Source organism: Ralstonia sp. R-29 (genome assembly GCF_049913345.1).
Classification (GTDB): Bacteria; Pseudomonadota; Gammaproteobacteria; order Burkholderiales; family Burkholderiaceae; genus Ralstonia.
Window position 1 is genome coordinate 1,719,372 of record NZ_CP184378.1, and the last position, 24,012, is coordinate 1,743,383.

General features: G+C 65.5%; 23 protein-coding genes. 14 read left to right on the forward strand and 9 right to left on the reverse strand.

Annotated elements, in window-relative coordinates; translation table 11 throughout:
* Positions 1 to 258: 258 nt before the first annotated feature.
* The 4 genes from ACN9M1_RS24905 to ACN9M1_RS24920 all read right to left on the reverse strand — a co-directional run bounded on the left by ACN9M1_RS24905 (position 259) and on the right by ACN9M1_RS24920 (position 4,613).
* A complete protein-coding gene (locus ACN9M1_RS24905) occupies positions 259 to 1,575 on the reverse strand; it encodes an MFS family transporter (protein WP_426399529.1) in 1,317 nt (438 codons plus the stop codon).
* A 160-nt stretch (positions 1,576 to 1,735) separates the two neighbouring features.
* A complete protein-coding gene (locus ACN9M1_RS24910; RefSeq protein WP_426399530.1) occupies positions 1,736 to 2,950 on the reverse strand; it encodes an MFS transporter in 1,215 nt (404 codons plus the stop codon).
* Positions 2,951 to 3,049: 99 nt separating this feature from the next.
* A complete protein-coding gene (locus tag ACN9M1_RS24915) occupies positions 3,050 to 3,877 on the reverse strand; it encodes a GntR family transcriptional regulator (protein WP_426399531.1) in 828 nt (275 codons plus the stop codon).
* Positions 3,878 to 4,046: 169 nt separating this feature from the next.
* Positions 4,047 to 4,613 (reverse strand): winged helix-turn-helix transcriptional regulator, encoded by a 567-nt coding sequence (locus tag ACN9M1_RS24920; protein WP_426399532.1) that lies wholly within the window; start codon positions 4,611 to 4,613, stop codon positions 4,047 to 4,049.
* Between the two features lie 133 nt (positions 4,614 to 4,746).
* Between ACN9M1_RS24920 and ACN9M1_RS24925 the strand changes: the two genes are divergently transcribed.
* The 3 genes from ACN9M1_RS24925 to ACN9M1_RS24935 all read left to right on the forward strand — a co-directional run bounded on the left by ACN9M1_RS24925 (position 4,747) and on the right by ACN9M1_RS24935 (position 7,057).
* A complete protein-coding gene (locus tag ACN9M1_RS24925) occupies positions 4,747 to 5,334 on the forward strand; it encodes a GNAT family N-acetyltransferase (RefSeq protein WP_426399533.1) in 588 nt (195 codons plus the stop codon).
* A 243-nt stretch (positions 5,335 to 5,577) separates the two neighbouring features.
* Positions 5,578 to 6,012: a VOC family protein gene (locus tag ACN9M1_RS24930; protein WP_426399534.1), complete on the forward strand. Its 435-nt coding sequence runs from the start codon at positions 5,578 to 5,580 to the stop codon at positions 6,010 to 6,012.
* A 169-nt stretch (positions 6,013 to 6,181) separates the two neighbouring features.
* On the forward strand, positions 6,182 to 7,057 hold the full coding sequence (locus tag ACN9M1_RS24935; protein WP_426399535.1) for a LysR family transcriptional regulator: 876 nt from the start codon (positions 6,182 to 6,184) through the stop codon (positions 7,055 to 7,057).
* A 44-nt stretch (positions 7,058 to 7,101) separates the two neighbouring features.
* Here the strand turns inward: ACN9M1_RS24935 and ACN9M1_RS24940 are convergent, their stop codons facing one another.
* The 4 genes from ACN9M1_RS24940 to ACN9M1_RS24955 form a co-directional block, all read right to left on the reverse strand.
* Positions 7,102 to 7,461: a hypothetical protein gene (locus ACN9M1_RS24940; RefSeq protein WP_426399536.1), complete on the reverse strand. Its 360-nt coding sequence runs from the start codon at positions 7,459 to 7,461 to the stop codon at positions 7,102 to 7,104.
* A gap of 86 nt (positions 7,462 to 7,547) precedes the next feature.
* Positions 7,548 to 7,976: a roadblock/LC7 domain-containing protein gene (locus tag ACN9M1_RS24945; protein WP_426399537.1), complete on the reverse strand. Its 429-nt coding sequence runs from the start codon at positions 7,974 to 7,976 to the stop codon at positions 7,548 to 7,550.
* Positions 7,973 to 8,488 carry a GTP-binding protein gene (locus ACN9M1_RS24950; RefSeq protein WP_426399538.1) on the reverse strand — a complete coding sequence of 172 codons (516 nt, stop codon included), beginning with the start codon at positions 8,486 to 8,488 and terminating at the stop codon, positions 7,973 to 7,975. Before ACN9M1_RS24950 ends, ACN9M1_RS24945 begins: the two co-directional genes overlap by 4 nt.
* Complete coding sequence (locus ACN9M1_RS24955; RefSeq protein WP_426399539.1) at positions 8,489 to 9,217, reverse strand: hypothetical protein; 729 nt, start codon at positions 9,215 to 9,217, stop codon at positions 8,489 to 8,491.
* 376 nt (positions 9,218 to 9,593) lie between these two features.
* Here ACN9M1_RS24955 and modA point away from each other — a divergent pair, with 376 nt between their 5' ends.
* A complete protein-coding gene (gene modA / locus ACN9M1_RS24960; RefSeq protein ID WP_426399540.1) occupies positions 9,594 to 10,367 on the forward strand; it encodes a molybdate ABC transporter substrate-binding protein in 774 nt (257 codons plus the stop codon).
* Here the strand turns inward: modA and ACN9M1_RS24965 are convergent, their stop codons facing one another.
* Positions 10,368 to 11,666, reverse strand: coding sequence for an MFS transporter (locus tag ACN9M1_RS24965; RefSeq protein ID WP_426399541.1), 1,299 nt, complete (start codon positions 11,664 to 11,666; stop codon positions 10,368 to 10,370). It lies immediately after the preceding gene.
* 162 nt (positions 11,667 to 11,828) lie between these two features.
* Here ACN9M1_RS24965 and ACN9M1_RS24970 point away from each other — a divergent pair, with 162 nt between their 5' ends.
* The 10 genes from ACN9M1_RS24970 (at position 11,829) to ACN9M1_RS25015 (ending at position 23,801) form a co-directional block, all read left to right on the forward strand.
* Complete coding sequence (locus ACN9M1_RS24970; RefSeq protein ID WP_426399542.1) at positions 11,829 to 12,488, forward strand: TetR/AcrR family transcriptional regulator; 660 nt, start codon at positions 11,829 to 11,831, stop codon at positions 12,486 to 12,488.
* A gap of 92 nt (positions 12,489 to 12,580) precedes the next feature.
* Entirely contained in the window at positions 12,581 to 13,552 is a 972-nt protein-coding gene (locus ACN9M1_RS24975) for an AAA family ATPase (RefSeq protein WP_426399543.1), read from the forward strand.
* 21 nt (positions 13,553 to 13,573) lie between these two features.
* The gene (locus ACN9M1_RS24980) at positions 13,574 to 14,650 is read left to right on the forward strand and encodes a DUF58 domain-containing protein (RefSeq protein ID WP_426399544.1); all 1,077 of its coding nucleotides are present in this window, start codon (positions 13,574 to 13,576) and stop codon (positions 14,648 to 14,650) included.
* Positions 14,647 to 16,692 (forward strand): transglutaminase TgpA family protein, encoded by a 2,046-nt coding sequence (locus ACN9M1_RS24985; protein WP_426399545.1) that lies wholly within the window; start codon positions 14,647 to 14,649, stop codon positions 16,690 to 16,692. The genes ACN9M1_RS24980 and ACN9M1_RS24985 overlap by 4 nt, the downstream gene beginning before the upstream one ends.
* A gap of 209 nt (positions 16,693 to 16,901) precedes the next feature.
* On the forward strand, positions 16,902 to 18,365 hold the full coding sequence (locus ACN9M1_RS24990) for an ATP-binding protein (RefSeq protein WP_426399546.1): 1,464 nt from the start codon (positions 16,902 to 16,904) through the stop codon (positions 18,363 to 18,365).
* Positions 18,366 to 18,400: 35 nt separating this feature from the next.
* The gene (locus ACN9M1_RS24995) at positions 18,401 to 18,769 is read left to right on the forward strand and encodes a response regulator (protein WP_426399547.1); all 369 of its coding nucleotides are present in this window, start codon (positions 18,401 to 18,403) and stop codon (positions 18,767 to 18,769) included.
* On the forward strand, positions 18,762 to 19,373 hold the full coding sequence (locus tag ACN9M1_RS25000; protein WP_426399548.1) for a chemotaxis protein CheC: 612 nt from the start codon (positions 18,762 to 18,764) through the stop codon (positions 19,371 to 19,373). The genes ACN9M1_RS24995 and ACN9M1_RS25000 overlap by 8 nt, the downstream gene beginning before the upstream one ends.
* Before the next feature lie 43 nt (positions 19,374 to 19,416).
* Entirely contained in the window at positions 19,417 to 20,871 is a 1,455-nt protein-coding gene (locus ACN9M1_RS25005) for an HD domain-containing phosphohydrolase (protein ID WP_426399549.1), read from the forward strand.
* A 23-nt stretch (positions 20,872 to 20,894) separates the two neighbouring features.
* Positions 20,895 to 22,022 (forward strand): substrate-binding domain-containing protein, encoded by a 1,128-nt coding sequence (locus ACN9M1_RS25010; RefSeq protein ID WP_426399550.1) that lies wholly within the window; start codon positions 20,895 to 20,897, stop codon positions 22,020 to 22,022.
* A gap of 36 nt (positions 22,023 to 22,058) precedes the next feature.
* Positions 22,059 to 23,801 (forward strand): ATP-binding protein, encoded by a 1,743-nt coding sequence (locus ACN9M1_RS25015; RefSeq protein ID WP_426399551.1) that lies wholly within the window; start codon positions 22,059 to 22,061, stop codon positions 23,799 to 23,801.
* Positions 23,802 to 24,012 lie beyond the last annotated feature (211 nt).

Here is a 24,012-nt window from a genome sequence, read left to right on the forward strand (position 1 = left end):
GCGCTGCGGTGACAGGCGTGTTTCAAAAAGCAGATGTTGTGCCTGCGCAGCGCAGACGTTCTACGTTAGCTGCGAATGTCGGCTTGCGGGGCGGTCGCCGCGGCCTGTTTCGGCGTCAAAGCCGATTCAGCTGCGCTGGCGAGCCTGGGGAGGGGCGGTGGACTGCGGGTGTTGCAGATGTTGCGCGTGGCTTGCCCAACCGACGCGCGCGCATCGGCTGGGGCCCCGAGCGGGGCTTGCCACGGTCTTAGCGGAGCATCACGGCTCGTGACGCAGATACCCTTCCTTGCTCGGATCGGGCATGAAGAAACTCACGATGAAGGACAGGGCACACAGCGCGGTCACGTACCAGTAGAACGTCGATTCGGTACCCGCGTTCTTGAACCACAGCGCCACGTACTCAGCCGAGCCGCCAAACACCGCATTGGCAATCGCATAGGACAGGCCAACGCCCATCGCGCGCACTTCCGGCGGGAACATCTCAGCTTTGATCAGGCCGCTGATGGAGGTGTAGAAGCTCACGCAAGCCAGCGCCACGATGATGAGGCCAAACGCCGCCACCGGGCTCGACACGGTGGCCAGCGCGTGCATGAGCGGCACCGTGCCTACGACCGTGGTGGCGCCAAACAGCAGCATCGAATTGCGCCGGCCAATGCGGTCGGACAGCGCGCCAAACGCCGGTTGCAGCAGCATGTAGACGAACAGCGCGGCCGTCATCACATTGGAGGCGGTCTTGGTCTCCATGTGCGCCGTGTTGACGAGGTACTTTTGCATGTACGTCGTGAACGTGTAGAAGATCAGCGAGCCGCCGGCCGTAAAGCCGATCACGCGCAGGAAGGCGCCCTTGTGCTGCCACGCACCGCGGATCGTGCCCGCATGCTCGGCCTTGGCGGAAGCGGTGGTTTGCGTCTCAGGCAGCGCGCGGCGCAGGTACAGCGCAATCACGGCGGTCAGCGCGCCCACCACAAACGGGATGCGCCAGCCCCAGGCTTTGAGCTCGGCCGTGGTCAGCAACTGCTGGAGGATCACCAGCACCAGCAGCGCACACAACTGGCCGCCGATCAGCGTGACGTATTGGAAGGAGGCGAAGAAGCCGCGCCGGCCCTTAAGTGCGACCTCGCTCATGTAGGTGGCGCTGGTGCCGTACTCCCCGCCCACCGACAGGCCCTGGAACAGGCGTGCCACCAGCAGCAGGAACGGCGCTAGTGCGCCGATCTGCGCGTAGGTGGGCACAACGGCGATGAGCAGCGAGCCGCCGCACATCATCAGCACCGAGATCATCATGGCCGTGCGACGGCCGCGCTTGTCTGCAATGCGCCCGAACAGCCAGCCGCCAATCGGCCGCATCAGAAAGCCTGCGGCAAATACGCCGGCGGTGTTCATGAGCTGCACCGTCGGGTTGCCGCTGGGGAAGAACGCCGACGCAAAGTACAGCGAGCAGAACGCGTAGACGTAGAAGTCGAACCATTCAACAAGGTTGCCCGACGACGCGCCGACGATGGCGAAGATGCGTCGGCGTGTGTCGTGCGGGTCGACTACGTGCGAATCTGCGTGTGAAGCGGCAGTGGTGTCCATGGAGCGTCTCGGGGTGGATGTTCTTGTGAAGCAGCCTAGGCTGATCCTTCCGATTGTAGCGACATGTCCTCGAATGTCGCGCCCCGGAATTGCCCCGATGCGTGCGCGTGTGGGCACGCAGAAACGGGTACGCTCGCTGTCCTTGTCGTGGTTATTGCGCTTAGCGTGCGCCTTGCCGCGCGTTGAATACCGTCCGCAGCGCCAGCGCCACCAACGACGCGACCGTGCAGAACGTCATCAGCCCCGACCAGCGCCCCGCATTCCACGCCAGGCTCGCGCCATACGCGCCCACCGACATGCCGATGAACAGCGACGTCATGAACACCGCGTTGATGCGGCTGCGCGCTTCGGGCGCCAGTGCATAGATGATGGTCTGGTGCGACACCAGCGCGGCCTGCACGCCCACATCAAACACGAGCGTGCCGATCACGATGGCGACGAGCGATTGCGGGAACAGCGCCATCGCCGCAAACGTCACTGCCATCAGCAAGGCGCCGCCGGCTGCGATGTGGCCCGGTGCGACACGCCCGGAGAGCCGCCCGGCAATGCTCGCGCCTAGCGCACCTGCCGCGCCGGCGAGGCCGAGCAGGCCGGCTTGCCCCGTCGACAAGCCGAGCGAGCTTGTCAGATGCAGCGCCACCGTCGACCAGAAGCCCGAGAACGCAATGCCGATGAACGCCTGCGTGATGGCCGACGCGCGCAGCCGCGGATGCTGCATGAACAGCGTGCCCAACGAGCGCAGCAGCGTGAGATACGGTTGTCGCGTGGCGGGTGCCACGCCAAAGTGCGACGCGCGCACGGCAATCGCCAGCCCGACAATCGCCACGGCTGACACACCAAACGCCGCACGCCAGCCAAAGTGGTCCGCCACGATGCCGCTGAACACGCGCGAGCTGACGATGCCGATCAGCAGCCCCGTCATCACCGTGCCGATGTTGCGATTGCGGTTGGCGTCCGTGCTGATGGCGGCGGCGCTGGGCACGAAATCCTGCGCGATGGTGGCCGACAGCCCGATCGCAAAGCCCGCCGCCGCCAGCAGCGGCAGGTTCGGTGCGAGGCAGCTACCGATCAGCGCCAGCGTCAGCAGCACCGCCTTCCACAGAATGACGAGGCGGCGGTCGTAACGATCCCCCAGCGGGCCGAAGAAGAAGATGCCGCTGGCGTAGCCCGCCGCCGTGAGCGTCGGCAACACGCCCAGCGCGTGCGGCGCGATGTTCAGGTCGCGGCTGATCAGGCCAAGCAACGGATGATTCAGATAGATACACGCCACGCTGATGCCGGCACCTGCCGTGAGCAGGCGGATCAGCCCTTGGGTGTCGTGCGTAGGGGACGCTGGTGTGGCGGGGGCGGAAGACGAGGTAGGCGAGGCCGACATGGGAACCTCTTGGGAAGATTGTTGCATCGCAACGAAGCGGCGATGCTAGCAACTTTCCTTGTCTTCTGCTGACGGCCAATAACCTTGCCGGTGGTGGTGTCAGGCGCGTTTGCCGACGGAGGTGGTGGGCGCCTCTTCCACGTCTTCACTGTGACCGCCTTGCACGTCATGGCCGGCGTTGTCGATCCAGAGGCGGGCGCGGTCTTCGCCCACGCGCGACAGCTCCATGCGGTATTCGTATCGGTCGGGCCGGTACAGGCCCTGCAGCAGTTGCACGGGGCGGCCACTCATCTCGCGCACGATGCGCTGCACCGACAGCAGGGGGGCGCCCACGGACACATCCAGATATTGCGCCGTGGCCACATCCGCCAGGCGTGCCGACACCACCTGCGATGCACGGTCGATCCGTACCCCCGAGGCCTCGATCAGGCGCAGCAATGATTGGTTTGCCAGCCGTTCCAGCGTGAGCTTGCTGGTCACATCCAGCGGCAGCCACGTGGTGATGAGCGCCATGGGCGTGTCTTCCAGGTGCCGCACGCGCACGAGTTTCTTGATCGGCGTGCCGGGTGGCACTTCCAGGCACTTGGCTTCGTCGGGTGGCGCTTGTACGTCTTCAAATTCGACGACCACGGCGGAGGTGCGCTCGCCCACGTCGATGATGTTCTGCAGCAGCGTCTGCCCACCGCCGCCCAGCGCTACCGGGTCATCGGGTTTGACGACGAAGGTGCCCATGCCGCGATGGCGGCGCACCAAGCCTTCCTTGACAAGGTAGTCGAACACCCGTCGCATCGTGACGCGCGACGCCCCGAACTGGCGGGCAAGCTCGATCTCGCCCGGCATGGGGCCGTCCCCGAATTTGCCTTCGAGAATCTGCTGACGCAGGACGACGTAGATCTGGTGGTAAAGCGGTACCACGGCATCGGGCATGGCGGTCGTGGGTCCGGCGGGCGGAGCGAGCTTGAAGTCAGAAAACCTGAAAGGGCGGTCGCCAGAAGGGGCGGCCAAGCGCGGGGTGCATTGACAGGCGGCCGCAAGCCGGCGTTCGCCCATGCACTTGCGACGATAGGGGGTTTTGTTAAATGTGTAAAGCCGTGACTTACCCGTTGGTCAGAGGGGTATCGACAGGCGTTTCGGTCCCGTCTGCGGGCCGTTGATTGCCTTGGCCATAACGTGGGTTTGGCTCGCGCATGGAGTTCTTGGGCGCCACCGGTTCGCCCAACGCGTTGACCAGCGCCACGTGGATCGGCGTGCCGCTTTCGCGGTCGCGCAACAGGATCGGGCCTTCACCGTCGGGGGTGAGGTAGCGGTCGCCCCATTGCATCAACGCCACGATGGCCGGCAGCAGATCGACGCCCGCGCGCGTCAGCCGATAGGCATCGCGCACCCGGTCGCCCGGCTCTTGGTATGGCACGCGACGCAGGATGCCGTACGTCACCAGCGCCTTGAGCCGCGACGACAGGATCGCCGTCGAGCACCCCGTGCGGCGCAGAAACTCGTCAAAGCGCGTGACGCCCGAAAACGCCTCGCGCAGCACGAGCAGCGTCCATTTCTCGCCCACGATCGATACCGCCGCGGCAATCGAGCACGGCTCGTCCATCGACGTCACCAACTCGGAAGCTGATGGCGTGGACGATGCGATGGAGGGAGATTCAGTCGTCTTCATGTCAAAAGCATAGGCCACTAACTTTATTTGCAAAAGCCAGGGTTTCTGCTAAGCTGGGTTCAAATTGAAAAGTCAGGCGGCGATCCCGTCCTGGCGGTCAGAAAAAGCGATCCATCGCGTGAGGAGAACCCCCATGCTGTACACCATCCACCGCTACCCCGCCGAATGGATCGACCGCTGGACCATGCACGACGGTTCCATCGCCACCGTGCGCCCGATTCTGCCGCAAGACGCCCCGCTTGAGGCCGCCCTGGTGGAGGGGCTGTCGTCCGAGTCGCGTTATGCGCGCTTCCTGGTGGGCGGCGGACGCTTAACCGACGAAATGCTGGCCGCCTACACGCAAATCGATTACGTGAACCACATGGCGCTCGTCGTGAGCGTCGCACGCCAGGATGACACGGGCGGCACCCACGAAGACCTCATCGCCGATGGCCGCTTCGTCATGGAAGACGGCGTGGCCGAGTTCGCCATGCTGGTGGCCGATGCGTGGCAGGGCAAGGGCGTCGGCCGGCGCCTGTTTGCCACGCTGGTGCGTGCGGCGCGGGTGTCCGGGGCGCGTGAAGTCTTTGGCGAAGTGCTCTCCATCAACCGCCGCATGATCGCCCTGGCGCGCGATGCGGGGTTCCGTGTGGCCAATGTGCCGGGCGACGCCACCGTGTGCACCGTGCGCCTGCCGCTGGCCCAGGCCGAGGCAGCCATGACGCCGTTTGCTTTCGCCTGACGTTTCCTCTTCGCGCGCCCGCACCCACGCAGGCGCGCCTACCGTGTGTCTCTTTCGCCGCCGCTGTGCGGCTTCTTTTTTGCCTGATTCATCGAAATTCTTGTGGCTCAGCGCCAAAAAACATCGCTTTTGCGGATGAATGGACGCGCATAGACTCGTCCGCGTGGCCCGGTGCGTAGGTGCCCCCCACCGCGTGCCGGTGCCGCCAGACTCCAATCCTTTGAACGACCCCAGCCCCACACCATGAGCGACATCACGCCAGTGCTTGCCCCATTCCATCTCGCCTTCCCCGTGCATGACATTGCTGCGGCGCGCGCTTTTTATGGCGACGTCCTCGGCTGCCCCGAGGGCCGCAGCGCGCCGGACTGGGTCGACTTCAACTTCTACGGCCACCAGATCGTCGCGCACCTCGCGCCCGACGAAGTTGGCCACCAAAAGACCAGCGCCGTCGACGACCACGATGTGCCGGTGCGCCACTTTGGTGTGGTGCTGTCCATGCCCGAGTGGGAAGCCGCCGCTGCCAAGCTGCGCGCCGCCGGTATCCGCTTCATCATCGAGCCGTACATCCGCTTCAAGGGTGAGGTGGGCGAGCAGGCCACGATGTTCTTCCTGGACCCGTCGGGCAACGCGCTGGAGATCAAGGCGTTTGCCAACATGGCATCGCTGTTTGCCAAGTAAGAGCCGCTAACAAAACCGCCCTGGCGTCGTTGCGCCTCCTTGCCGTACTACTTGTACTGTCTGCGTCGGCACGCCTAGCCAGGACGGTTTTGTTAGCGGCTCCAAGGCGGAAGCGGGTGCGGCGCGTATCCTTGCGGTTCTGCTTTGATCCGCATTGATCCGCGCCGGCATGCTCCGAGAACTCAAGACTTTCATCGCCGTCGCCCGGCACGGCACTTTCGCTGCCGCAGGCGAACGCATCGGCCTCACGCAATCCGCCGTGAGCGCGCAAATCCAACGCTTGGAAGAATCGCTGGGCTTTCAGCTGTTTGACCGCACGGGCCGGTCGGCCACGCTCAATGCCGCCGGGCGCGATACGCTGGCGCTGGCCGAACACATCGTCACGCTGTATGACCGGCTGGGTGATCAGGCTGGCGGCAACGAGCAGCGTGGCCTGGTGCGCATCGGCGCGATTGCCTCGGTGCAGACATCCTTTCTGGTGGATGCGCTGGTGCAGTTCCGCAGCGAATTCCCGCATTGCCGCGCGCGCATCGTGCCGGGCGTGTCGCTCGATCTGCTCGGCCTGGTGGACGCCGGCGAGATTGATCTGGCCGTGCTGATCCGCCCACCGTTTGCCGTACCGGCCGATCTGGAGTGGCGCACGCTGGTGGCCGAACCCTTTGTGCTGCTCGTGCCCGACAGCCTACCCGGCGACGACTGGCGCACGTTGCTCGCCCATCAGCCGTTCATCCGCTACGACCGCCGTTCCTTTGGCGGACGCCGTGTTGACCAGTTCCTGCGCGACCAGCGCATCACCACGCATGACGTGATCGAACTCGATGAGCTGCAGGGCATGACGCAACTCGTGGCGCGCGGGCAGGGCGTTGCACTTGCGCCGCAGACGGCCGCGCAAGCGGCATGGCCGGCCGGCGTTCGCGCTATCCCATTGGGTGACGAGACGTTTTATCGCGAGATCGGCCTGATCGAACGGCCGCGCCATAGCCGTCAGCCCATTGCCGGGCGCCTGGCCGATTGCATTGACGAGGCCGCGCGAGCGCACGCCTGAGCGTGCACGCCCTGCGGCACGCACGCGATCCGAGTCTTGGACGATCAGAAGCTCAGCGCCTGTTCGATCTCCTGGACTTTGCGGCGTGCCAGCGCTAGGTTCGACTTGCTCTTGTCGAGCACCACGTAGAGGAACAGCCCCGGCTTGCTCGTGACCGGGCGGATGATGTGGTACTGCTTGCTCAGCGTAATCAGAATGTCGTCGATCACGTCATCGAGCTTGAGCGCTTGCATGGTCTTGAGCTTGGCGCGCACCACCTCGGTATTGCCTGCGGCGGCAAGCTCCAGATCGATGCCGTCGCCTGCCGAGGCGAGGATCATGCCGCTCGCGCTATCCACCAGCATGGCGCACATGGCGCCATCGAACGTTGCAAGGTGGGTCATGGAACTGTTGAGATTGCTCATGGTGTGACTCCCCGGATGGTTTGAGTAGGTTTGTGGTTGTGGCGGTGAAAAACGGGTGCAACTGCGGCCGGCGCACGTTGGTACGACTAGGCGGGCCGATGCAACAGGGACAGCGCAGGCAGCGTGGCCAATTCTTCGGCGATGCGCTTGGCTTCCCACAGGGCGCGGCCAAGCACGGCATCGTGCCCGTTCGCCATGCATAGCTGGACGATGGCGGACTGGCGCACGGGCTGGAACACCATGGTCCCCATGTCGGTTTCCAACACGAGCCGGTGGCAGGCGTTGAAGCGCATTTCGCGCCCCAGCGCACGCACCACTGACATGACCGTGCTGGTCATGGCCGAGAGCCGTGCCGCGCTATAGCGTGCCGGGTCGAGCGCCGAGGCAATCGTGAACCCGTCGAGCGTGCAGAGCGTTGCGGCAGACAGGTCCGGCAGCGCCTGCGCGTACCGCTGGAGTACGGCCGTTGCGGCTTGCGTGAGTTCGGCTGGAACGGGCGATGTTGCAGCGTTCATGTTTGCAGGGTGTAAAGCATGATTTCGACGATATCGAGCATCTGCGTGCGCTCGCGAACGTCGGCCATGACGACGGGAAGGGCGCGCCCGAGCGCTTGGCTGAGTTGGGCCGAGAACGCGTCGACCCGAGTGGGCGTAGATGGCCGCGCCACGAGCACCAGTGCGGACGGCTGCGCTGGTTCCGCCGCGATGCGGCGCAGTAGCGGAATGCAGCGCTCGCCCGCGTCAGGGGCGTTGACATCCACCATGACGATCGCACCGGCAATGACGGAGATGAGCCAGTCACGCAGAAAATCGAAACGGTCCTGGCCGGGGCTGCCATAGATCTGCAGCAGTTCACCGTTGCCCAGGTCAACCTCGCCAAAGTCGACGCCCACTGTCGTTGTGGCCTTGGTCGACGTGTGTCGGTCGAGATTGGGCACGTCGCAATCGATGGCCACGTCACCGCACAGGGCGCGAATGGCCGTCGTCTTGCCGATGCCCATCGGGCCGAAGATGCCAATGCGGTGCATTCAGGGACGCGCCTGCAACTGATGGCGAGAGCTGCGCAGCCAGCGTCCAACCAGATCGAAGAAACGGCTGTGCGAAACCGGCGCGTGGTCGGGGGCGCTCGGCAGCGTGGTGTCGCGCTGCACGTTGATCTGTAGGGCGCCAAGCTGGTTCAGCGTGCGCAGCAGCAGGCGGGCCTCTTCCTGTTCGAGCCCGCCGTCGGTGGTCAGCCAGCGCAGGCTGACGGCGCGGCTGGTCATGGCGGCCATCGCGCGGCGGAAGCGCAGCGCTTGCAGGTGCACCTCGAGCGTGACCCAGCGCAGCAGGCGGTAGGTTGGCTCAGGGCTGGCGGCAGTGGCGTGCGCGGGCACGGGTTCGACGGGCACGGCGTGGGGCCGCACTGCGTTGTCCATGAGCCGCAGCGCCACGCGATCAAGCGTGCCCCAGAGGTCGTGCAGGCTGAACGCACGCGGCAGGTGGAATGCGTCGTCGCCGTGGCCCGCTTGTGGCGTTTCGTCGAGCCAGATCTTGATGGGCGCTCCAGCAGGCGCGGCAACATGGGCCGACGTTGCCGTCAGCACCACCACATCGGCTTGATGGGGCAGGACTTCGTCCCATTGATAGAGGGCGCGGCCCACAATCGCGCTGAGCCCTGCGCGCAGCCGACGCTGCGAATCTTCGTCAAGCTGCTGCAACGAGATACGGCCACGGCGGTGATCCACGCGCGCGCGGCCTGGCGCCAGAGGCTCCATGCCTGTTCCCCCAAATCAGATTCCCAACCACAGGAGGCCCCGGCGCTGGCGCGCGGTACTCCTCTGCGGGGGTGCGGCATGCATGCCGGGGCTTGATCCAGCCACTGGTGCGGTGCCTGCTTGTTGTTGACGTCTTGATTTCGATTTCCGGTGCTGTGTCGCGCCGATCAATCGGTGAGCGTGAGGCTAGCACCGTCGTCGATGCCTTTGCGCAAACCTGAGGAATCTTGAGTTTCTTGCGAATTGCTGACGTGCCTGGTGAGGCGCCTCGGGCTCCGGCGCGCGTGATGCCGGCTATACACGGGACCTCGTTGACCGTGCGTTATATCGACTCGTATATTACGGGCGGTCATTCCTCCACGTAGCCGGGTCTCGCATGCAACGTTTCTCACTTCGCACACAGGTGCGCGCTGTTGGGCTGGTCGCCGCGCTGTCGCTCGGGTTTGCGGCCCCGGCACACGCTGCCGACCTGGTTGTGTCGGCCGCTGCGAGCCTAACCAACGCATTTAAAGCGATCGGGCAGCAATACGAAGCGCTGCATCCCGAGACCAAGGTCGTGCTCAACTTCGGCGCGTCCGACGTGCTGATGCAGCAGATCGCGCGCGGCGCCCCGGCGGATGTGTTTGCCTCCGCCGATCAGGAAGCGATGAACAAGGCTGCGGCCGAGAAGGTCATCAAGACTGAGACGCGCAAAGACTTTGTCGCCAACCAGCTCGTGCTGATCGTGCCGACCACCGGCGCTGTACCGGTGCACGCGCTGAGCGATCTGACCAAGCCTGAGGTGAAGCGCGTGGCGATTGGCAATCCGGCGTCGGTGCCGGTCGGCCGTTATGCCAAGCGTGCGCTGGAGGGGGCTGGGCTGTGGCAGCCCGTCGAAGCCAAGGCCGTGCTGGCGCAGAACGTGCGCCAGGCGTTGGACTATGTATCGCGTGGTGAAGTCGAGGCCGGTCTGGTGTTCTCTACCGATGCCGCCATCGCCGGCGACAAGGTGAAGGTGGCAAGCCCCGTGCCGCTGAATGTGCCGCTGACCTACCCGATCGCCGTGACATCGGGCACGAAGCAGCCGCAACAGGCGGCTGACTTCGTGGCGTATGTGCTGTCGCCGGCAGGCCAAGCGGTGCTGGCCAAGTACGGTTTCCTGAAACCTTGATTACGCAGTAGCGGGTTGGCTGGCGCTTTCCGCATCGCGCTTGGGCGTGCGATGAATGCGTAGTACCAGGAAGGCCCCCGCGATGCACAGCCCGCCCGAGATCATCGAGGCCAGCGTGTAGTTACCCAGCGAAGCGCGCATCATGCCTGCACCCAGCGTGGCAAACGCCGCGCCCAACTGGTGCCCGGCCACGATCCAGCCGAATACGATGGGCGCCGCAGCCTTGCCGAACACGTCGTTGGTCAGGCGCACGGTGGGCGGCACGGTGGCAATCCAGTCCAGCCCGTAGAAGACCGCAAACACCGGCAGGCCGAAGAACTCGAAGCCGAACGCATACGGCAGATAGATCAGCGACAGCCCGCGCAGGCCGTAGTACCAGAACAGCAGCACGCGGCTGTTGTAGCGGTCGGACAGCCAGCCCGACAGCGTGGTCCCCACCAGATCGAAGATCCCCATCGCAGCCAGCAGGCTCGCACCCTTCACTTCAGAGAACCCGTGGTCTGCGCACATGGCAATGAAGTGCGTGCCGATGTAGCCGTTGGTGCTCGCGCCGCAGATGAAGAAGCTCGCGAACAGCAGCCAGAAATCGCGCTTGGCGCAAGCCTGCATGAGCGTCTGCATGGCCAGGGTGATGGGGTTGGCGCGTGGGCCTGGTGCGGCTTCCGGTGCATCGGCGGGTTCACCATAGGTGCGCAGGCCGACGCTCTTGGGCGATTCTGGCAGCAGGAGCCACACGATCGGCAGCAGCAGCGTGAGCGCGCCGGCCACGATCAGCACGACCGGGCGCCAGCCGTAATGCTCCACCACCGCCGCCATCATTGGCAGGAACACGAGTTGCCCCGTGGCCGAGCTGGCCGTCAGGATGCCCATCGCCAGCCCGCGGTGCGAGGTGAACCAGCGGTTCACTACCGTCGCGCCCAGCGTGATGGCCGCCACGCCCGTGCCGCCGCCCACCATCACGCCCCACAGCAGCACCATCTGCCACGGCTCGTGCATCATCGCCGAGAGCGCTGTGCCCGACACCAGCACCGCCAGCGCACCCAACACCGTCGGGCGAATGCCGAAGTACTGCATCGACGCTGCTGCAAACGGCCCGGTCAGCCCATACAGCGCAATGCCGATCGAGATGGCCAGCGAGATCGTGCTGCGGCTCCAGCCGAATTCGTGCTCCAGCGGCAGCATCATCACACTGGGCGTGGCGCGCGTGCCGGCCGCGCACAGCAGGATCAGGAACACCACCGCCAGCGCAAGCCAGCTGTAGTGGAAACGTGGGGCGATGAGGCGGGCAAGTCGCTGCATGGGGCGTCCGATTTTTGTTGGGGCGACAATAGCGCATTCGTTACCGGTCGGTAACAACGTGGTTGCGATAGTAGGTACCGGTCGGTAACATGTCAAGCAGCATTCGAATGACACCGGTGTGGCTGGGGGTTTGCCTTCCGCCGCGCCAGGAGGAGCACCACCATGGCCACCGCCACCCGCCGCGGACCCCGCGCGCTTTCCACCGTTGACCAACCCAAGCCGACCCCGCGCCGCATCAGTGGGGAGGACGCCCACGCCAGCCTGCTCGAAGCGGCCCGTCAACTGTTTTACTACGAAGGCGTGCGGGCCGTGGGCGTCGAGGCCGTGGTAGAGAAGGCCGGCGTCAACAAGATGAGCCTCTACCGCCAGTTCAAGTCGAAGGACGACCTCGTCCTCGCCTATCTGGAGCGCAGCGACGAGAGCTTCTGGGGCTACTTCAACGGCAGCATGGCGAAGCACCCGGATGATGCGCGCGCGCAGCTGCTGCAGTTCTTCATCGATGTGTCGGAACGCGCATCGCGCCCAGGCTATCGGGGCTGCCCGTTCGTGAATGTGGCGGCGGAGTTTCCGGACCTGACGCATGCGGCGCGGCAGTTCGTCCAGCGCAACAAGGCGCTGCTGCTCACCCGACTACGTGACCGCGCCGAAGCCGCCGGCGCCACCGACCCCGACGCGCTGGCCGACGATCTGGCTTTCCTGATCGAAGGCGCCTATACCGCTGGCCAGACCTTCGGCACCGATGCGCCGCGCCTGATCAAGAGCCTGCCGCGCACGGCACGCGTGTTGCTCGATGCGGCTATCCCCGCGCGCAAACCGGGCTGATGTTGTAGCGCGTTCACGCTAAAAAACATGGGCGCGCGAGCGCTGGGCGATGCCGCTACACTCGCTGGCATTGTTGCTTCGGCTGCACCTCAATGACGCCCAACCAAGCCCCGCTGTCCCCCATCCGCACGCCGCAAACTGCGCCGGTGCAGCCACTGTCGTTGCCGGCGGCGCTGTCGCAGGCGCAACGTGCACTCGATCGCATCGTGCTCGGCAAGCCGTTGCAGATCCGTTTGGCGCTGGCGTGCCTGCTCGCGCGCGGGCATCTGCTGCTGGAAGACCTGCCAGGCGTGGGCAAGACCACGCTGGCGCATGCGCTGGCCCGCACGCTCGGGCTGCAATATCAGCGCGTGCAGTTCACGAGCGACTTGCTGCCGACGGACTTGATTGGCGTGTCGATCTACGTGAAAGAGAAGGGCGCGTTCGAATTCCACCCCGGCCCGCTGTTCGCGCAGGTGGTGCTGGCCGACGAGATCAACCGCGCCACGCCCAAGGCGCAGAGCGCGCTGCTCGAGGCGATGGCTGAAGGGCAGGTCACGCACGATGGTGCGACCTATCCGCTGCCCGAGCCGTTTTTCGTGATTGCTACGCAGAACCCGCTGAACCAGATCGGTACGCATCCGCTGCCGGAATCGCAACTGGATCGCTTCACGATGCGGTTGTCGCTCGGCTATCCCGATCAAAGCTCGGAGCGTGCGTTGTATCTGGGCGGCGGTGCACCGCAAGACATTGATGCCGTGCTGACTGCCGTGCAGGTCGTCGCGCTGCAGACGGCTGCCGATGCTGTGCACGTGGCGCCGGCGCTGGTCGACTACGTGCTCGCGCTGGTGAATGCCACGCGCACCGATGCACAGGTGCAGATGGGTCTGTCGCCGCGCGCCGGCTTGGCGCTGCTGGCGGCGGCACGCGCCTGGGCGCTGATTGATGGCCGCGATGCCGTGCTGCCCGAAGACGTGCAAGCCGTGTTCAAGGCCGTGGCCGCGCACCGGCTGCTGCCGACCGGGGGCACGCTGTCGGCCACGGCGCTGGCGCAGCGGCTGCTCGATACGGTCGCCATTCCTTAAGCGCCGCGAGCGTACGGCGCCATGGCGCGTTTCACCTCACTGCTGGTCGCTCCGCTTCGTGCACTCGGCGCGGTGCTGGCGATGCTGCCCGGCATCCGCTTCGCACGGGCGCGCGTGCAGCGCTTTCTGCAGCGGCCACGCGCGCCGCGCGAAGGCCGCATCCGCCTGGACCGCAATCACATCTACATCCTCCCCACCGCGGCCGGCGCGGGTTTTGCGCTGCTGCTGATGGTGATGCTGCTGACCTCGCTCAACTACAACGTGAGCCTGGGTTTTCTGCTGACCTTCGTGCTGGCCGGCGTGGCGGCGTCCGCCATGTGGCAGACGCATCGCAACCTAGTCGACCTGGAAGTGCGTGGTGCGGCGGGCGATGCCGTCTTTGCCGGGCACGCGCTGAATGTGAGCGTGGCGCTGGCCAATGTCACGCCGTGGGCGCGCGTGGGCGTGGATGTCAGCGCGCGCGATGCGGCGGCAGTGGAAACGTCGCTCGACCCGCAGGACGCCATCGTCGCTGCGTTGTCCTTTGCCGATCAGCCACGTGGCTGGTTCAAGCTGCCGCGCCTGACGGTATCGACGCGGTTTCCGCTGGGTCTGTTCCGCGCGTGGAGCTATGCGGATGCACCGCTTACGTTGCTGATCTATCCCGCACCGGAACCGTCTGCGCCGCCGCTGCCCGCCAGTTTTGCGCCCGACCCCGGCGATGAAGACGACACACGCGCGGCCCGCACCCACGTCGAAGAAGCTACAGATCAACTCCGCACCTACCGCCCTGGCGACGCCTTGCGCAGCATCGCGTGGAAGCACAGCGCCCGGCTGGATACGTGGATGAGCCGCACCGGCCAGCAGGTGCGTCACGCGCAGTGCGTGCTCGCCTGGGAAGCGCTACCGCCGTCGATGAACGCGGAGCAACGCCTGTCACGGCTATGCGCGTGGGTGCTGGCCGCAGAAAACGCCCCCGCCGGTGATGAGCCCGAATACACGTTGAGCCTGCCGGGCGTATCCATCGGCCCCGCACGTGGCGTGGCGCATCGTGATGCGTGCCTGCGTGCGTTGGCCCTGTGGGGGAAGCCCGCCATGCCCGAGGAACTGTCCGCATGAGTACGGCTTCGGAAACCGCCGTCTTCGGCTCGGCCCGCGCGCTTACGCAGCGCGAACACGGCTGGCTGATCGCGCAACTTGCCGTTGTGCTGCTGCCGCTGCTGCGTGCATTGCCGCTGGTGACATGTGCCGTGTTTGGCGTGCTGCTGCTGTGGCGCGCGCTGCTGTGGGTGCGGCGCGCGCCGTTGCCGGGCAAGTGGGTGCTGGGTTTGGCGGGCGTGGCGACGCTGGTGGTCACGCTGGCGCTGGCCATGCGCACGGGCGGCAATATCGGGCGCGATTTGTCGGTGGCACTGCTGGGGGCGTTTCTCGTGCTCAAGCTGATGGAGTCGCACACGGTGCGCGCCGGCATTCTCGTCACGCAGTTGTGCTTTTTCCTGCTGCTCTCGCAGGTGCTGTTTGATCAGCCGCCGTGGCTGGCCGCCACCCTGCTGGCATCCAGCGCGCTGCTGCTGCGCAACTGGCTCGTGCTGCTGCATCCGCAAGCGCTCAAGCGGGTGTCGCCGGTGCGGGTGCTTGCACGCCTTGTGCTGATGGGCTTGCCATGTGCGGCGGTGCTGTTTCTGCTCTTTCCCCGGCTGGACCATCCGCTGTGGCGCTTGCCGCAATCGGCTGAGACCGCCACCAGCGGCATCTCCGACCGCATGTCGCCCGGTTCGATCGGTCAGCTGATTCTGTCCGATGACCTTGCCTTCCGCGCCGACTTTGCCGGCATGCCGCCGCCGCTCGATACGCTCTACTGGCGCGGCATGGTGCTGTGGCGTTTTGACGGCCAGACATGGACGGCAGCCGCAACCCGGCAGCGCCGCACGACCGAAAGCGTACCCAATTCTGCGGATGCAAAGCGCGGTGCTTCGGGCACGGTCGACTACAACATCACGCTGGAGCCGACCCACCAGCGCTGGCTGTTTGCGCTGGATCGCGGCCTGTTGGTGGAGGCGCGCGATGGTGTTGGCCGCAGTGTCGACGGCGAGTTCGTCAGCACGCAACCGTTCGACCAGCGGGTGCGTTATCACGCGCGTTCGCGTGTGCCCGTGCGCGGCCGTGCCGACGATGCGCAACCGCTTGACCCGCTTGACCCATTCACGCAGCAGATGGCCTTGGCACTGCCACCGGGCAATCCCCAGACGCACGCCCTGGCCGCGCAGTGGGCGGGATTGCCGCCGGCCGAGCGTGTGGCTTCTGCACTCAAGCTGTTCGGCAGCGCGCCCTTTGCGTACACGCTGGAGCCCGAACCGCTGCAGCCTCAGCAGATCGATGATTTTCTTTTCCGCACGCGCCGCGGCTTCTGCGAGCACTACGCGGGCAGCTTCGTCTTTCTGATGCGTGCGGCGGGCGTGCCGGCACGCGTGGTGGTGGGCTATCTCGGTGGCGAGGTGAACGCGGTGAGCGGCGACATCATCGTGCGCCAGTCCGATGCGCATGCGTGGGCCGAGGTATGGCTCGATGGGCGCGGCTGGGTGCGTGTGGACCCGACCGCCGCCGTGGCGCCGCAGCGTGTGGAACGTGGTCTGGCGGCTGCTGTGCCGGCCAGCGAATTCCGCTCGCGCCGCGTGGAAGAACCCACTTGGCTGCGCAGCGTGCGCTGGGGGCTCGATGGCCTCGTCAGCGGTTGGAACCGTTGGGTGCTCGGCTACGACCGCAACCGGCAGGCGCAGCTGTTCGCTTGGCTGGGGCTGGATGCCGCCGACCCACGAGCGGTGCTGTGGGGCGTGTCGGCCATCTTCCTCCTAGCCGCGCTGCCGTTGTTGTGGCAACAGCGCAAGCCGAAACCCGACCCGGTGCAGGCGCAGTGGCAACGCCTGTGCGATCGACTGGCGCGGCACGGTTGCCCGCGCAGTCCTACCGAGGGGCCCATGGCCTATGCCGAACGGGCGGCGGCGCAATTCCCCCATGCGGCGCAGGCACTGCGTGAAGCTGCAGCCGGCTACATCGCGCTGCGCTATGGCCGCGAGGGTGCCGAGGGCGGCGACGCACAAGCGCGCGCCCAGCGTTTTGCGCAATGGCGCAAGGCGCTCGCACAGGTGCCGTTGCGCGGCTGAGTTTCTTTTCGGTAGTGCGCGACGCAGCATTTTCCTGATAATCCGGTGGGATTAAGTACCGCCGGCCGCACTTTCAGAGATATCCGTTTTCGAATAATCGGGGTTTCTACTTATCTGCCTGGGCAAAATTGGGTCGATATGCATGGGTAGGCGCCACGGATGCAACGTGGTCCTAAGCAAACTCCGTATTTGCCCCATTGCAGCCCAGCATGGCAGACATTACCCAATCCCAATTATCCGAAGCCATTGCGCAACTGGTGAGTTGCGGCGTGTTTTCGGTGGACCGCGAGATGCGCATCCTCTCGTGGAACCGCTTTATGCAGTACCACAGCGGCCGCGCCAGCGACGAGGTGATCGGGCACGACATGTTTGCGCTGTTTCCGGAGCTGCCGGAAAAATGGCTGCGCAAGAAAATCGAGAGCGTATTTGTGCTGGGCGTGTCGGCCTATACGACGTGGGAGCATCGGCCGTATCTGTTTCGTTTTCGGCATACGCGGCCGATTACCGACACGATTGAATGGATGCAGCAGAACTGCAGCTTCATTCCCATCGAAGATGCCCCTGGCGTGGTGATTGCCGTAGGTATTACGCTGATCGACGCCACCGATGTTTGCCTAGCCTATGGTGAGCTGCAAAAGCGCGAAAAGACCGTTACCGACGCGTTGCAGGAACTCACGGTGCGCAATGCGCAACTGTCTGCACTGAATGAACAACTCGCCCAGGCGCACCAGCAGTTGCTGCAGTCGGAAAAACTGGCTGCCATCGGCCAGCTGGCCGCTGGTATTGCGCACGAGATCAATAACCCGGTGGGGTTCGTGCTGTCGAACCTGAACAGCCTGCAGCGCTACATGGGCACGCTGCTCGACTACGCGCGCGGCATGGAGCAGCTGATTACGCAGTCAGCGCCGTCACTGGACCCGCAGCTTGCGGCGCTCGCGCAGGTGGCGGATATCGACTACCTGGCCGAAGACGCGCCCGCGTTGGTGACCGAATCACGCGAGGGCCTGGCCCGTGTGCGTGACATCGTGGTGGACCTGCGCGACTTCTCGCGCGTGGACACCACGCACCAGTGGGAACAGGTGGACATCCACCGCTGCATCGAATCCACCCTGAACATCGTCCACAACGAGATCAAATACCAAGCCGACCTGGTGCGCGAATACAGCACGCTGCCGCCGGTGAGCTGCATTCCATCGCAGATCAACCAAGTGGTGCTGAACCTGGTCGTCAATGCGGCGCAGGCGTATGCCTGCAAGGGCGGAGGCAAAGGGGAAGGCGATGGCGAATGCGCCGGACGCGGCACCATCACCGTGCGCACCGGCTGCCATCCGCACGACACGGCAGAGGCCGCCGCGATCTGGCTGGAGGTGGCCGATGCCGGTTGCGGCATCCCGCCGGAAAACCTCAAGCGCATCTTCGATCCATTCTTCACCACCAAGCCCATCGGCAAGGGCACGGGCCTGGGCCTGTCGCTCACCTACGGCATCGTCAAGGCGCATGGCGGGCGGATCGACGTAACAAGCACGGTGGGCAAGGGCACGACGTTTCGGGTGACCTTGCCGGTGTGCGGGCAAGCGCCTGCATCCGGTGCATCTGGCGCGATTGCCGCAGTGGCTGCAATTGCCGAGACCGAACCACAGAAGCCAGCCGACATCGCGCTGGCCGCAACGTAGTTTTAACGCTGTACGCCGCAAAGAGGGGACACACCATGGCGCTACCCGTGCTCGTTGCCGACGACTCATCGTTGGCGCGCAAGCTACTGATCAATGCCCTGCCCGAAGACTGGGATGTGGAAGTGACGCAGGCCTCCAACGGCGTGCAGGCGCTGGAGCTGTTCCGCGCCGGCAAGGGCACGGTGGTCTTCCTGGACTTGACCATGCCCGACATGGACGGCTTTCAGGTGCTCGAACACATCCGCAAGGCCTGTGACGATGCCTTCGTGATCGTGGTGTCGGCCGACATCCAATCGGGTGCGGTGGAGCGCGTCAAGGACCTGGGCGCCATCGGCTTCATTTCGAAGCCCGTGTCGGCTGACCGCATTGTGCCGATCCTGCGGGGGTATGGGCTCTATGAATGACCTCAGCTTGAACGAAGAGCAGCGCGACGCGCTGCAGGAAATCGCCAACATCGGCATGGGCAAGGCGGGTGCCGCGCTGGCCGAACTGCTGGGGGCGTTTGTCACGCTGTCGGTGCCGGGCATCAAGCTGGTCGATGCGGCGCAGTTGCGGGCCAATTTGCTGGCCGGAGATAGTGCGGGCGATACGCCATCGCCGGTGCGCCAGGCATTCCAGTCCGATATCTCGGGCGAAGCCATCGTGCTGTTCGGCAAGGATGGCCGCGAAGAATTGGAAGAACTGATGGGCTACGACGACGTGAACCACAACGTCGAAAGCGAAGCCCTGTCCGACATTGCCAACCTGCTGGTGGGCGCGTGTGTGCGCAGCGTGTTCGAGCAGCTTGGGCGCAACCTGTCGTTCTCGCGGCCGAGCTTTGTGCCGGCGGCGGCGTTGCAGCACGCGTTGTCCGATGCGCAGCTCGGGCGCTGGGATGTAGCGCTGCTGCTGGAAGTGCGCTTCACGCTGGAGCGCGGCGGCTTTGTCGCCAAGCTGGTCATGCTGCTGCCCGAGGCCGCCATCCGCAAGATGAAGAGCGCGCTGGAGCAGTTTCTACAGGCGCTTTGACAACACACCACGGGCCCGCCATCCAACCTTGAGGAACCGCGCCATGCTTGCCACCGAAGACGACACCACGCAAACCGCTGCCCCTGATTCCGCGGCCGCCCCGCAACCCGTCAGCGCACCTGCCGAGGCGGCGCCTACGGCCGCAACGCCGCTGATCCTGCTGGTGGACGACGAGCCGGGCGTACTGGCATCGCTGCGGCGCCTGCTGCGGCCCACGGGTTATCGCGTGATCACCGCCGAGGGTGGCGCGGCCGCGCTCGACATGCTGGGCGTGTATCCGGTCGATCTGATCATCTCCGACATGCGCATGCCCGGCATGAGCGGCGCGGATTTTCTGGCGCGGGCGCGTGAGCAGTATCCCGACGTCATGCGAATTCTGCTGACGGGCTATTCCGAGATCGATTCCGCGGTGAAGGCCATCAACGAAGGCGGCGTGTATCGCTACCTCAACAAGCCCTGGGATGACCAAGACTTGCTGCTGACCGTGCGCCATGCAATCGAGCAACGCATGCTGGCCCGCGAAGCGAAACGCCTGACTGAACTGACCCAGCAGCAGAACGCAACGCTGCAACGCATGAATGCGGGGCTGGAGACGCAAGTGCTGTCGCGCACTGAGGAAATTCGCCAGACCGTGATGTTTCTGGAAGGCGCGCAGCGCGACCTGAAGACCAACTTCACCAACATGGTCCAGGTGTGCGCCAGCATGATCGAAATGCGCTGCGGCGCCATGACACGCCAATCACTGCGCGTGGCGGACCTGGCGCGGCGCATCGCCATGGAATGCGGGCTGACGGGGCTGCAGGTGCAGGACATTTTTCACGCCGGCTTGCTGCATGGCATCGGCAAGTTGTCGCTGCCGGATGCCCTGCTGAGCACGTCGCTCGACCGGCTTACGGCCGAGCAGGCGCAGCAGTTCTATCAGCACCCGCTGCGCGCGCAGATGGTGCTGACGCCCGTGCGCCAGCTTGAACACGTGGCGCAGATCATCCGGCACCAGTACGAGCGCTTCAACGGCCGCGGCACGCCGGACCGGCTCACGGGTACCAGCATCCCCATCGGGGCGCGCGTGCTCGCTGTGGCGCGCGATTTTGAAGGGCTGCTGGCGGGCGAGATCATCAAGGAACACGTAGGCCCTGACCAGGCGATGGAGATGATCAAGGCGCAATCCGGCCTGCGTTACGACCCCGACGTTATCGTGCGCTTTGTGGCTGTGCTCAAGCAGCAGGGCGAGGTGATGGCCGTGCGTCAGGTGTCCTCGGCCGAACTGCGCGAGGGCATGCGCCTGGCCGATGACTTGCTCACGCGGCGCGGCGTGCTGCTCATCACGCGCGACAGCACGGTCAGTGCACATCAGGTGCTGCAGATCCGGCGCTTTGAGACGCACGAAGACGTGCCGTTCGCCATCCTGGTCTACGCGCAAGCGCCGGAGCCGGCTGAAGCGTCTGCTACGGCGACACCCGACACACCCGACGCCGCAGAAGCGCCGAAACCAGCTTGAAGCACGGCCTTTGGGGAGGCGTTATGGAACGGGGACGTGGCCGGCATGCGCTGGCTTACATGATCTGCATGGTCGGGGTGTGCGTTGCCATGACGAGCGCAAAGGTCGTCATGGCGACAGAAGCCGGGCCCGACCGCGCCCACATGCAGCAGATCGTCGCGCGCGCCAGCGAGCACGGTGCGCGCTGGGATGGCCCCGAGGCCGGCCCGCGCGCGCAGACCGGTATCACCCTCGCCATCGTCAGCGAGGACTTGCGCAACGGCGGCATTCTGGGCGTGGCCAAGGGCATCAAGGAGGCCGCTGGCGTGATCGGCTGGACGGTGCGCGTGTATGACGCGGGCGGCACGCCCGAGGGCCGTCGGCGGGCGGTGGCATCGGCACTGGCGCTGCAGCCGGGTGGCGTGGTGTTGGTGGGCGGCGATGCGCGCGACATGCAGCCCGCGCTGGCGCCCTTCGCGCAACGCGGCATCCCCGTGGTGGGCTGGCATGTGGCCGCCACGGCGGGGCCCATTGCAGGCAGCCCTGTCGCCGTGAATGTGTCGACCGACCCGCTGGCCGTGGCGCGGCTGACGGCCATGGCGGCGGTGGTGGAATCCGGCGGCCACGCCAACGTGGTCATCTTTACCGACTCCAACTTCCAGATTGCGCAGGCCAAGGCGGCGGCCATGGCCGAGGTGATCCGCGCGTGCGGCGGCTGCCGCTTGCTGGCTGTGGAGGACGTGCCCATCTCGGGCAGCGCGCTGGCCATGCCGGGCGTCATGCATCGGCTGCTGGAGCAGCAGGGCCGGGTGTGGACGCACGCGCTCGCCATCAACGACATCTACTTCGATTACGCCGCAGCCGAACTCACGCGTGCCGGCCGGCCCGATGGCATCCGCATGCTGTCGGCGGGGGATGGCAGTGCGGCGGCGTTCCTGCGCATCCAGGCGGGCGCATTCCAGACCAGCACCGTGGCCGAGCCGCTGAACCTGCAAGGCTGGCAACTGGTGGACGAGTTGAACCGGCTGCTGGCGCATCAGCCCGTGAGCGGCTATGTGTCGCCGGTGCACCTGGTGACCGCCAAGAACATCGCCTTCGATGGTGGGCCGCTGGGGCAATACGACCCGGACAGCGGCTATCGCGCCGTGTATCGGCGGATCTGGGGGCGCTGAGTGTTCGGGCCGGCTGCCAGCCTCCACCTCATACGCGTGCGCACGCCGCTGCGCCGGCTGTGGCCGCGATCGTTGGGGCGGCAGTTCCTGCTGGCGGTGGTCGTGCTGGCGCTGCTGATTTCGGCGGGTGGCATCACGGCGGTGGTGGCGCTGCGCACGGCCGCCAACGCAACGCGGGCGCTGGCCAACGAGCAGCTCACGCAATTGCGGCAGGCGCAGGAGCTGGTGCAGCACACGCTGCTGATCGAGCGCGAATCGGCACAGTTGCAGAAGACGGCGTCCGTGGAGGCGCTGCGCCGTCACTATGCAGAGATCCTGACCAACCTAGCGGCGTTCGAGCAGTTGTCTGAACGGCTGGCGGCGGCCGATGACGACATTGACGTGCTCGACCTGCATCAGTCGAGCCAGTTGTTTCGCAACGCCGTGAATATCGTCGCGCAATGGTGGGAAAGCGAGTTGCAGCGTGTCGCTGCGGGCGACGCAAGCGCCATGAACGCAACCGCCAGCACGGCCACCAGCGCGTCTGCCATGCAGGCTGCGGCCGAGCGCACTGCCGCCGGGCGGCGTTCGGTGGATGCGCTCTACCTGCAGGCCGGTGCCATGGTGGCGGCTGCGCAGCAGTTGTCCGCACGGCACACGCATGCGTTTCAACAATCCATGCAGGCGCTGGCTGCGGTGTCGGAGCGTAACGAGCACTGGGTGACGGCGCTGCTCGCCGGCAGTGTGGCGTTTGCCTGCCTGGCCGCGTATGGGCTGCTGGGTCGCCACGTGCTGCAGCGCTTGCTGCAGGTGAGCCGCAGCTTGCGCCATGGCCATTCAGACGGCGCACCCGGCGCCGTGCCCGTGGCGGGCGACGACGAGATCGGCCAGATGGCCCGTGCGGTGGAACAGTTCCAGCAGGATCGATGGCAGCTCGCCCTGGCCCACGAGGCGCTGCAAGCCGAGCGCGCGCGCCAGGAGCAATTGCTGCACGAACTGGCGCAGGCGCAGGGGCAACTGCTGCAATCGGAAAAGATGGCATCGATCGGCCAGTTGGCGGCGGGGGTGGCGCACGAGATCAACAACCCCGTCTCGTTCGTGAACGCCAACCTGGGTAGCCTGCAACGCTACGTGGCCGGGCTGCTGGAGATGGTGTCGGCCTATGAGCAGTACGAGGTAGAGCTGGCCCCCGCCACGCGCGCCGCACTGGCGCAGATCAAGCAGACAGCCGACCTCGACTATGTGCGTGAAGACATGCCGGCCCTGCTGGCGGAATCCCTGGATGGGCTGCAACGCGTGAAGAGCATCGTGCAGGGCCTCAAGGAGTTTTCGCACGTGGACGAGGCGCAGGTGCAGCGCGCCAACTTGGAGACGTACCTGGAGACCACCGTCAAGATCGTCTGGAACGAGCTGAAGTACAAGGTGGAGCTGGTGCGGGAGTACGGCGGTATTCCCGAGGTCGATTGCATGCCCGCGCAGTTGAGCCAGGTGTTCATGAATTTGCTCGTCAACGCCGGACAGGCCATCAAGGAACAGGGGCGCATCACACTGCGCACGGGTCACGACGCACGCAACGTGTGGGTGGAAGTGGAAGACACCGGCAGCGGCATCCGCCCCGAGCACCTCAGCCGCATCTTCGACCCGTTCTTCACCACCAAGCCGGTGGGCACAGGTACGGGGCTTGGCCTGTCGATCTCGTACGGCATCGTGCGCAAGCATGGCGGCCAGATCGAAGCGCGCAGCGAGGTGGGCAGCGGCACGTGCTTTCGCGTGACGTTGCCATTGCCTGCTGAAGCCTGAGCGAGCGCGCAAGCTGTTGATCGGCTTAAAACATGTGCCCCAATGCGGGGCATGAATGCGGTCAATTCTGCAGGGTGATTACCCGGCGGTAATGAAATATTTTCCGATTCAGTGCTTAAATATTTCGGATGAATAACACCTGGCGTGCAATAACTGCACGCACTTTCGCGATCGTGAAAATACGTGCGACCGATTTACGCAGGCCCATGCG

Excerpts from the sequence above, each read along its gene's own strand:
- ACN9M1_RS24995 (WP_426399547.1), top strand. The coding sequence starts at position 18,401 with ATGGCGCTACCCGTGCTCGTTGCCGACGACTCATCGTTGGCGCGCAAG.
- modA (WP_426399540.1), top strand. The coding sequence starts at position 9,594 with ATGCAACGTTTCTCACTTCGCACACAGGTGCGCGCTGTTGGGCTGGTC.
- ACN9M1_RS25005 (WP_426399549.1), top strand. The coding sequence starts at position 19,417 with ATGCTTGCCACCGAAGACGACACCACGCAAACCGCTGCCCCTGATTCC.
- ACN9M1_RS24980 (WP_426399544.1), top strand. The coding sequence starts at position 13,574 with ATGGCGCGTTTCACCTCACTGCTGGTCGCTCCGCTTCGTGCACTCGGC.
- ACN9M1_RS24985 (WP_426399545.1), top strand. The coding sequence starts at position 14,647 with ATGAGTACGGCTTCGGAAACCGCCGTCTTCGGCTCGGCCCGCGCGCTT.
- ACN9M1_RS24990 (WP_426399546.1), top strand. The coding sequence starts at position 16,902 with ATGGCAGACATTACCCAATCCCAATTATCCGAAGCCATTGCGCAACTG.
- ACN9M1_RS24925 (WP_426399533.1), top strand. The coding sequence starts at position 4,747 with ATGCTGTACACCATCCACCGCTACCCCGCCGAATGGATCGACCGCTGG.
- ACN9M1_RS24915 (WP_426399531.1), bottom strand. The coding sequence starts at position 3,877 with ATGCCCGATGCCGTGGTACCGCTTTACCACCAGATCTACGTCGTCCTG.
- ACN9M1_RS24930 (WP_426399534.1), top strand. The coding sequence starts at position 5,578 with ATGAGCGACATCACGCCAGTGCTTGCCCCATTCCATCTCGCCTTCCCC.
- ACN9M1_RS25010 (WP_426399550.1), top strand. The coding sequence starts at position 20,895 with ATGGAACGGGGACGTGGCCGGCATGCGCTGGCTTACATGATCTGCATG.
- ACN9M1_RS24975 (WP_426399543.1), top strand. The coding sequence starts at position 12,581 with ATGACGCCCAACCAAGCCCCGCTGTCCCCCATCCGCACGCCGCAAACT.
- ACN9M1_RS24945 (WP_426399537.1), bottom strand. The coding sequence starts at position 7,976 with ATGAACGCTGCAACATCGCCCGTTCCAGCCGAACTCACGCAAGCCGCA.
- ACN9M1_RS24920 (WP_426399532.1), bottom strand. The coding sequence starts at position 4,613 with ATGAAGACGACTGAATCTCCCTCCATCGCATCGTCCACGCCATCAGCT.
- ACN9M1_RS24950 (WP_426399538.1), bottom strand. The coding sequence starts at position 8,488 with ATGCACCGCATTGGCATCTTCGGCCCGATGGGCATCGGCAAGACGACG.
- ACN9M1_RS24970 (WP_426399542.1), top strand. The coding sequence starts at position 11,829 with ATGGCCACCGCCACCCGCCGCGGACCCCGCGCGCTTTCCACCGTTGAC.
- ACN9M1_RS25000 (WP_426399548.1), top strand. The coding sequence starts at position 18,762 with ATGAATGACCTCAGCTTGAACGAAGAGCAGCGCGACGCGCTGCAGGAA.
- ACN9M1_RS24910 (WP_426399530.1), bottom strand. The coding sequence starts at position 2,950 with ATGTCGGCCTCGCCTACCTCGTCTTCCGCCCCCGCCACACCAGCGTCC.
- ACN9M1_RS24965 (WP_426399541.1), bottom strand. The coding sequence starts at position 11,666 with ATGCAGCGACTTGCCCGCCTCATCGCCCCACGTTTCCACTACAGCTGG.
- ACN9M1_RS24905 (WP_426399529.1), bottom strand. The coding sequence starts at position 1,575 with ATGGACACCACTGCCGCTTCACACGCAGATTCGCACGTAGTCGACCCG.
- ACN9M1_RS24955 (WP_426399539.1), bottom strand. The coding sequence starts at position 9,217 with ATGGAGCCTCTGGCGCCAGGCCGCGCGCGCGTGGATCACCGCCGTGGC.
- ACN9M1_RS24940 (WP_426399536.1), bottom strand. The coding sequence starts at position 7,461 with ATGAGCAATCTCAACAGTTCCATGACCCACCTTGCAACGTTCGATGGC.
- ACN9M1_RS24935 (WP_426399535.1), top strand. The coding sequence starts at position 6,182 with ATGCTCCGAGAACTCAAGACTTTCATCGCCGTCGCCCGGCACGGCACT.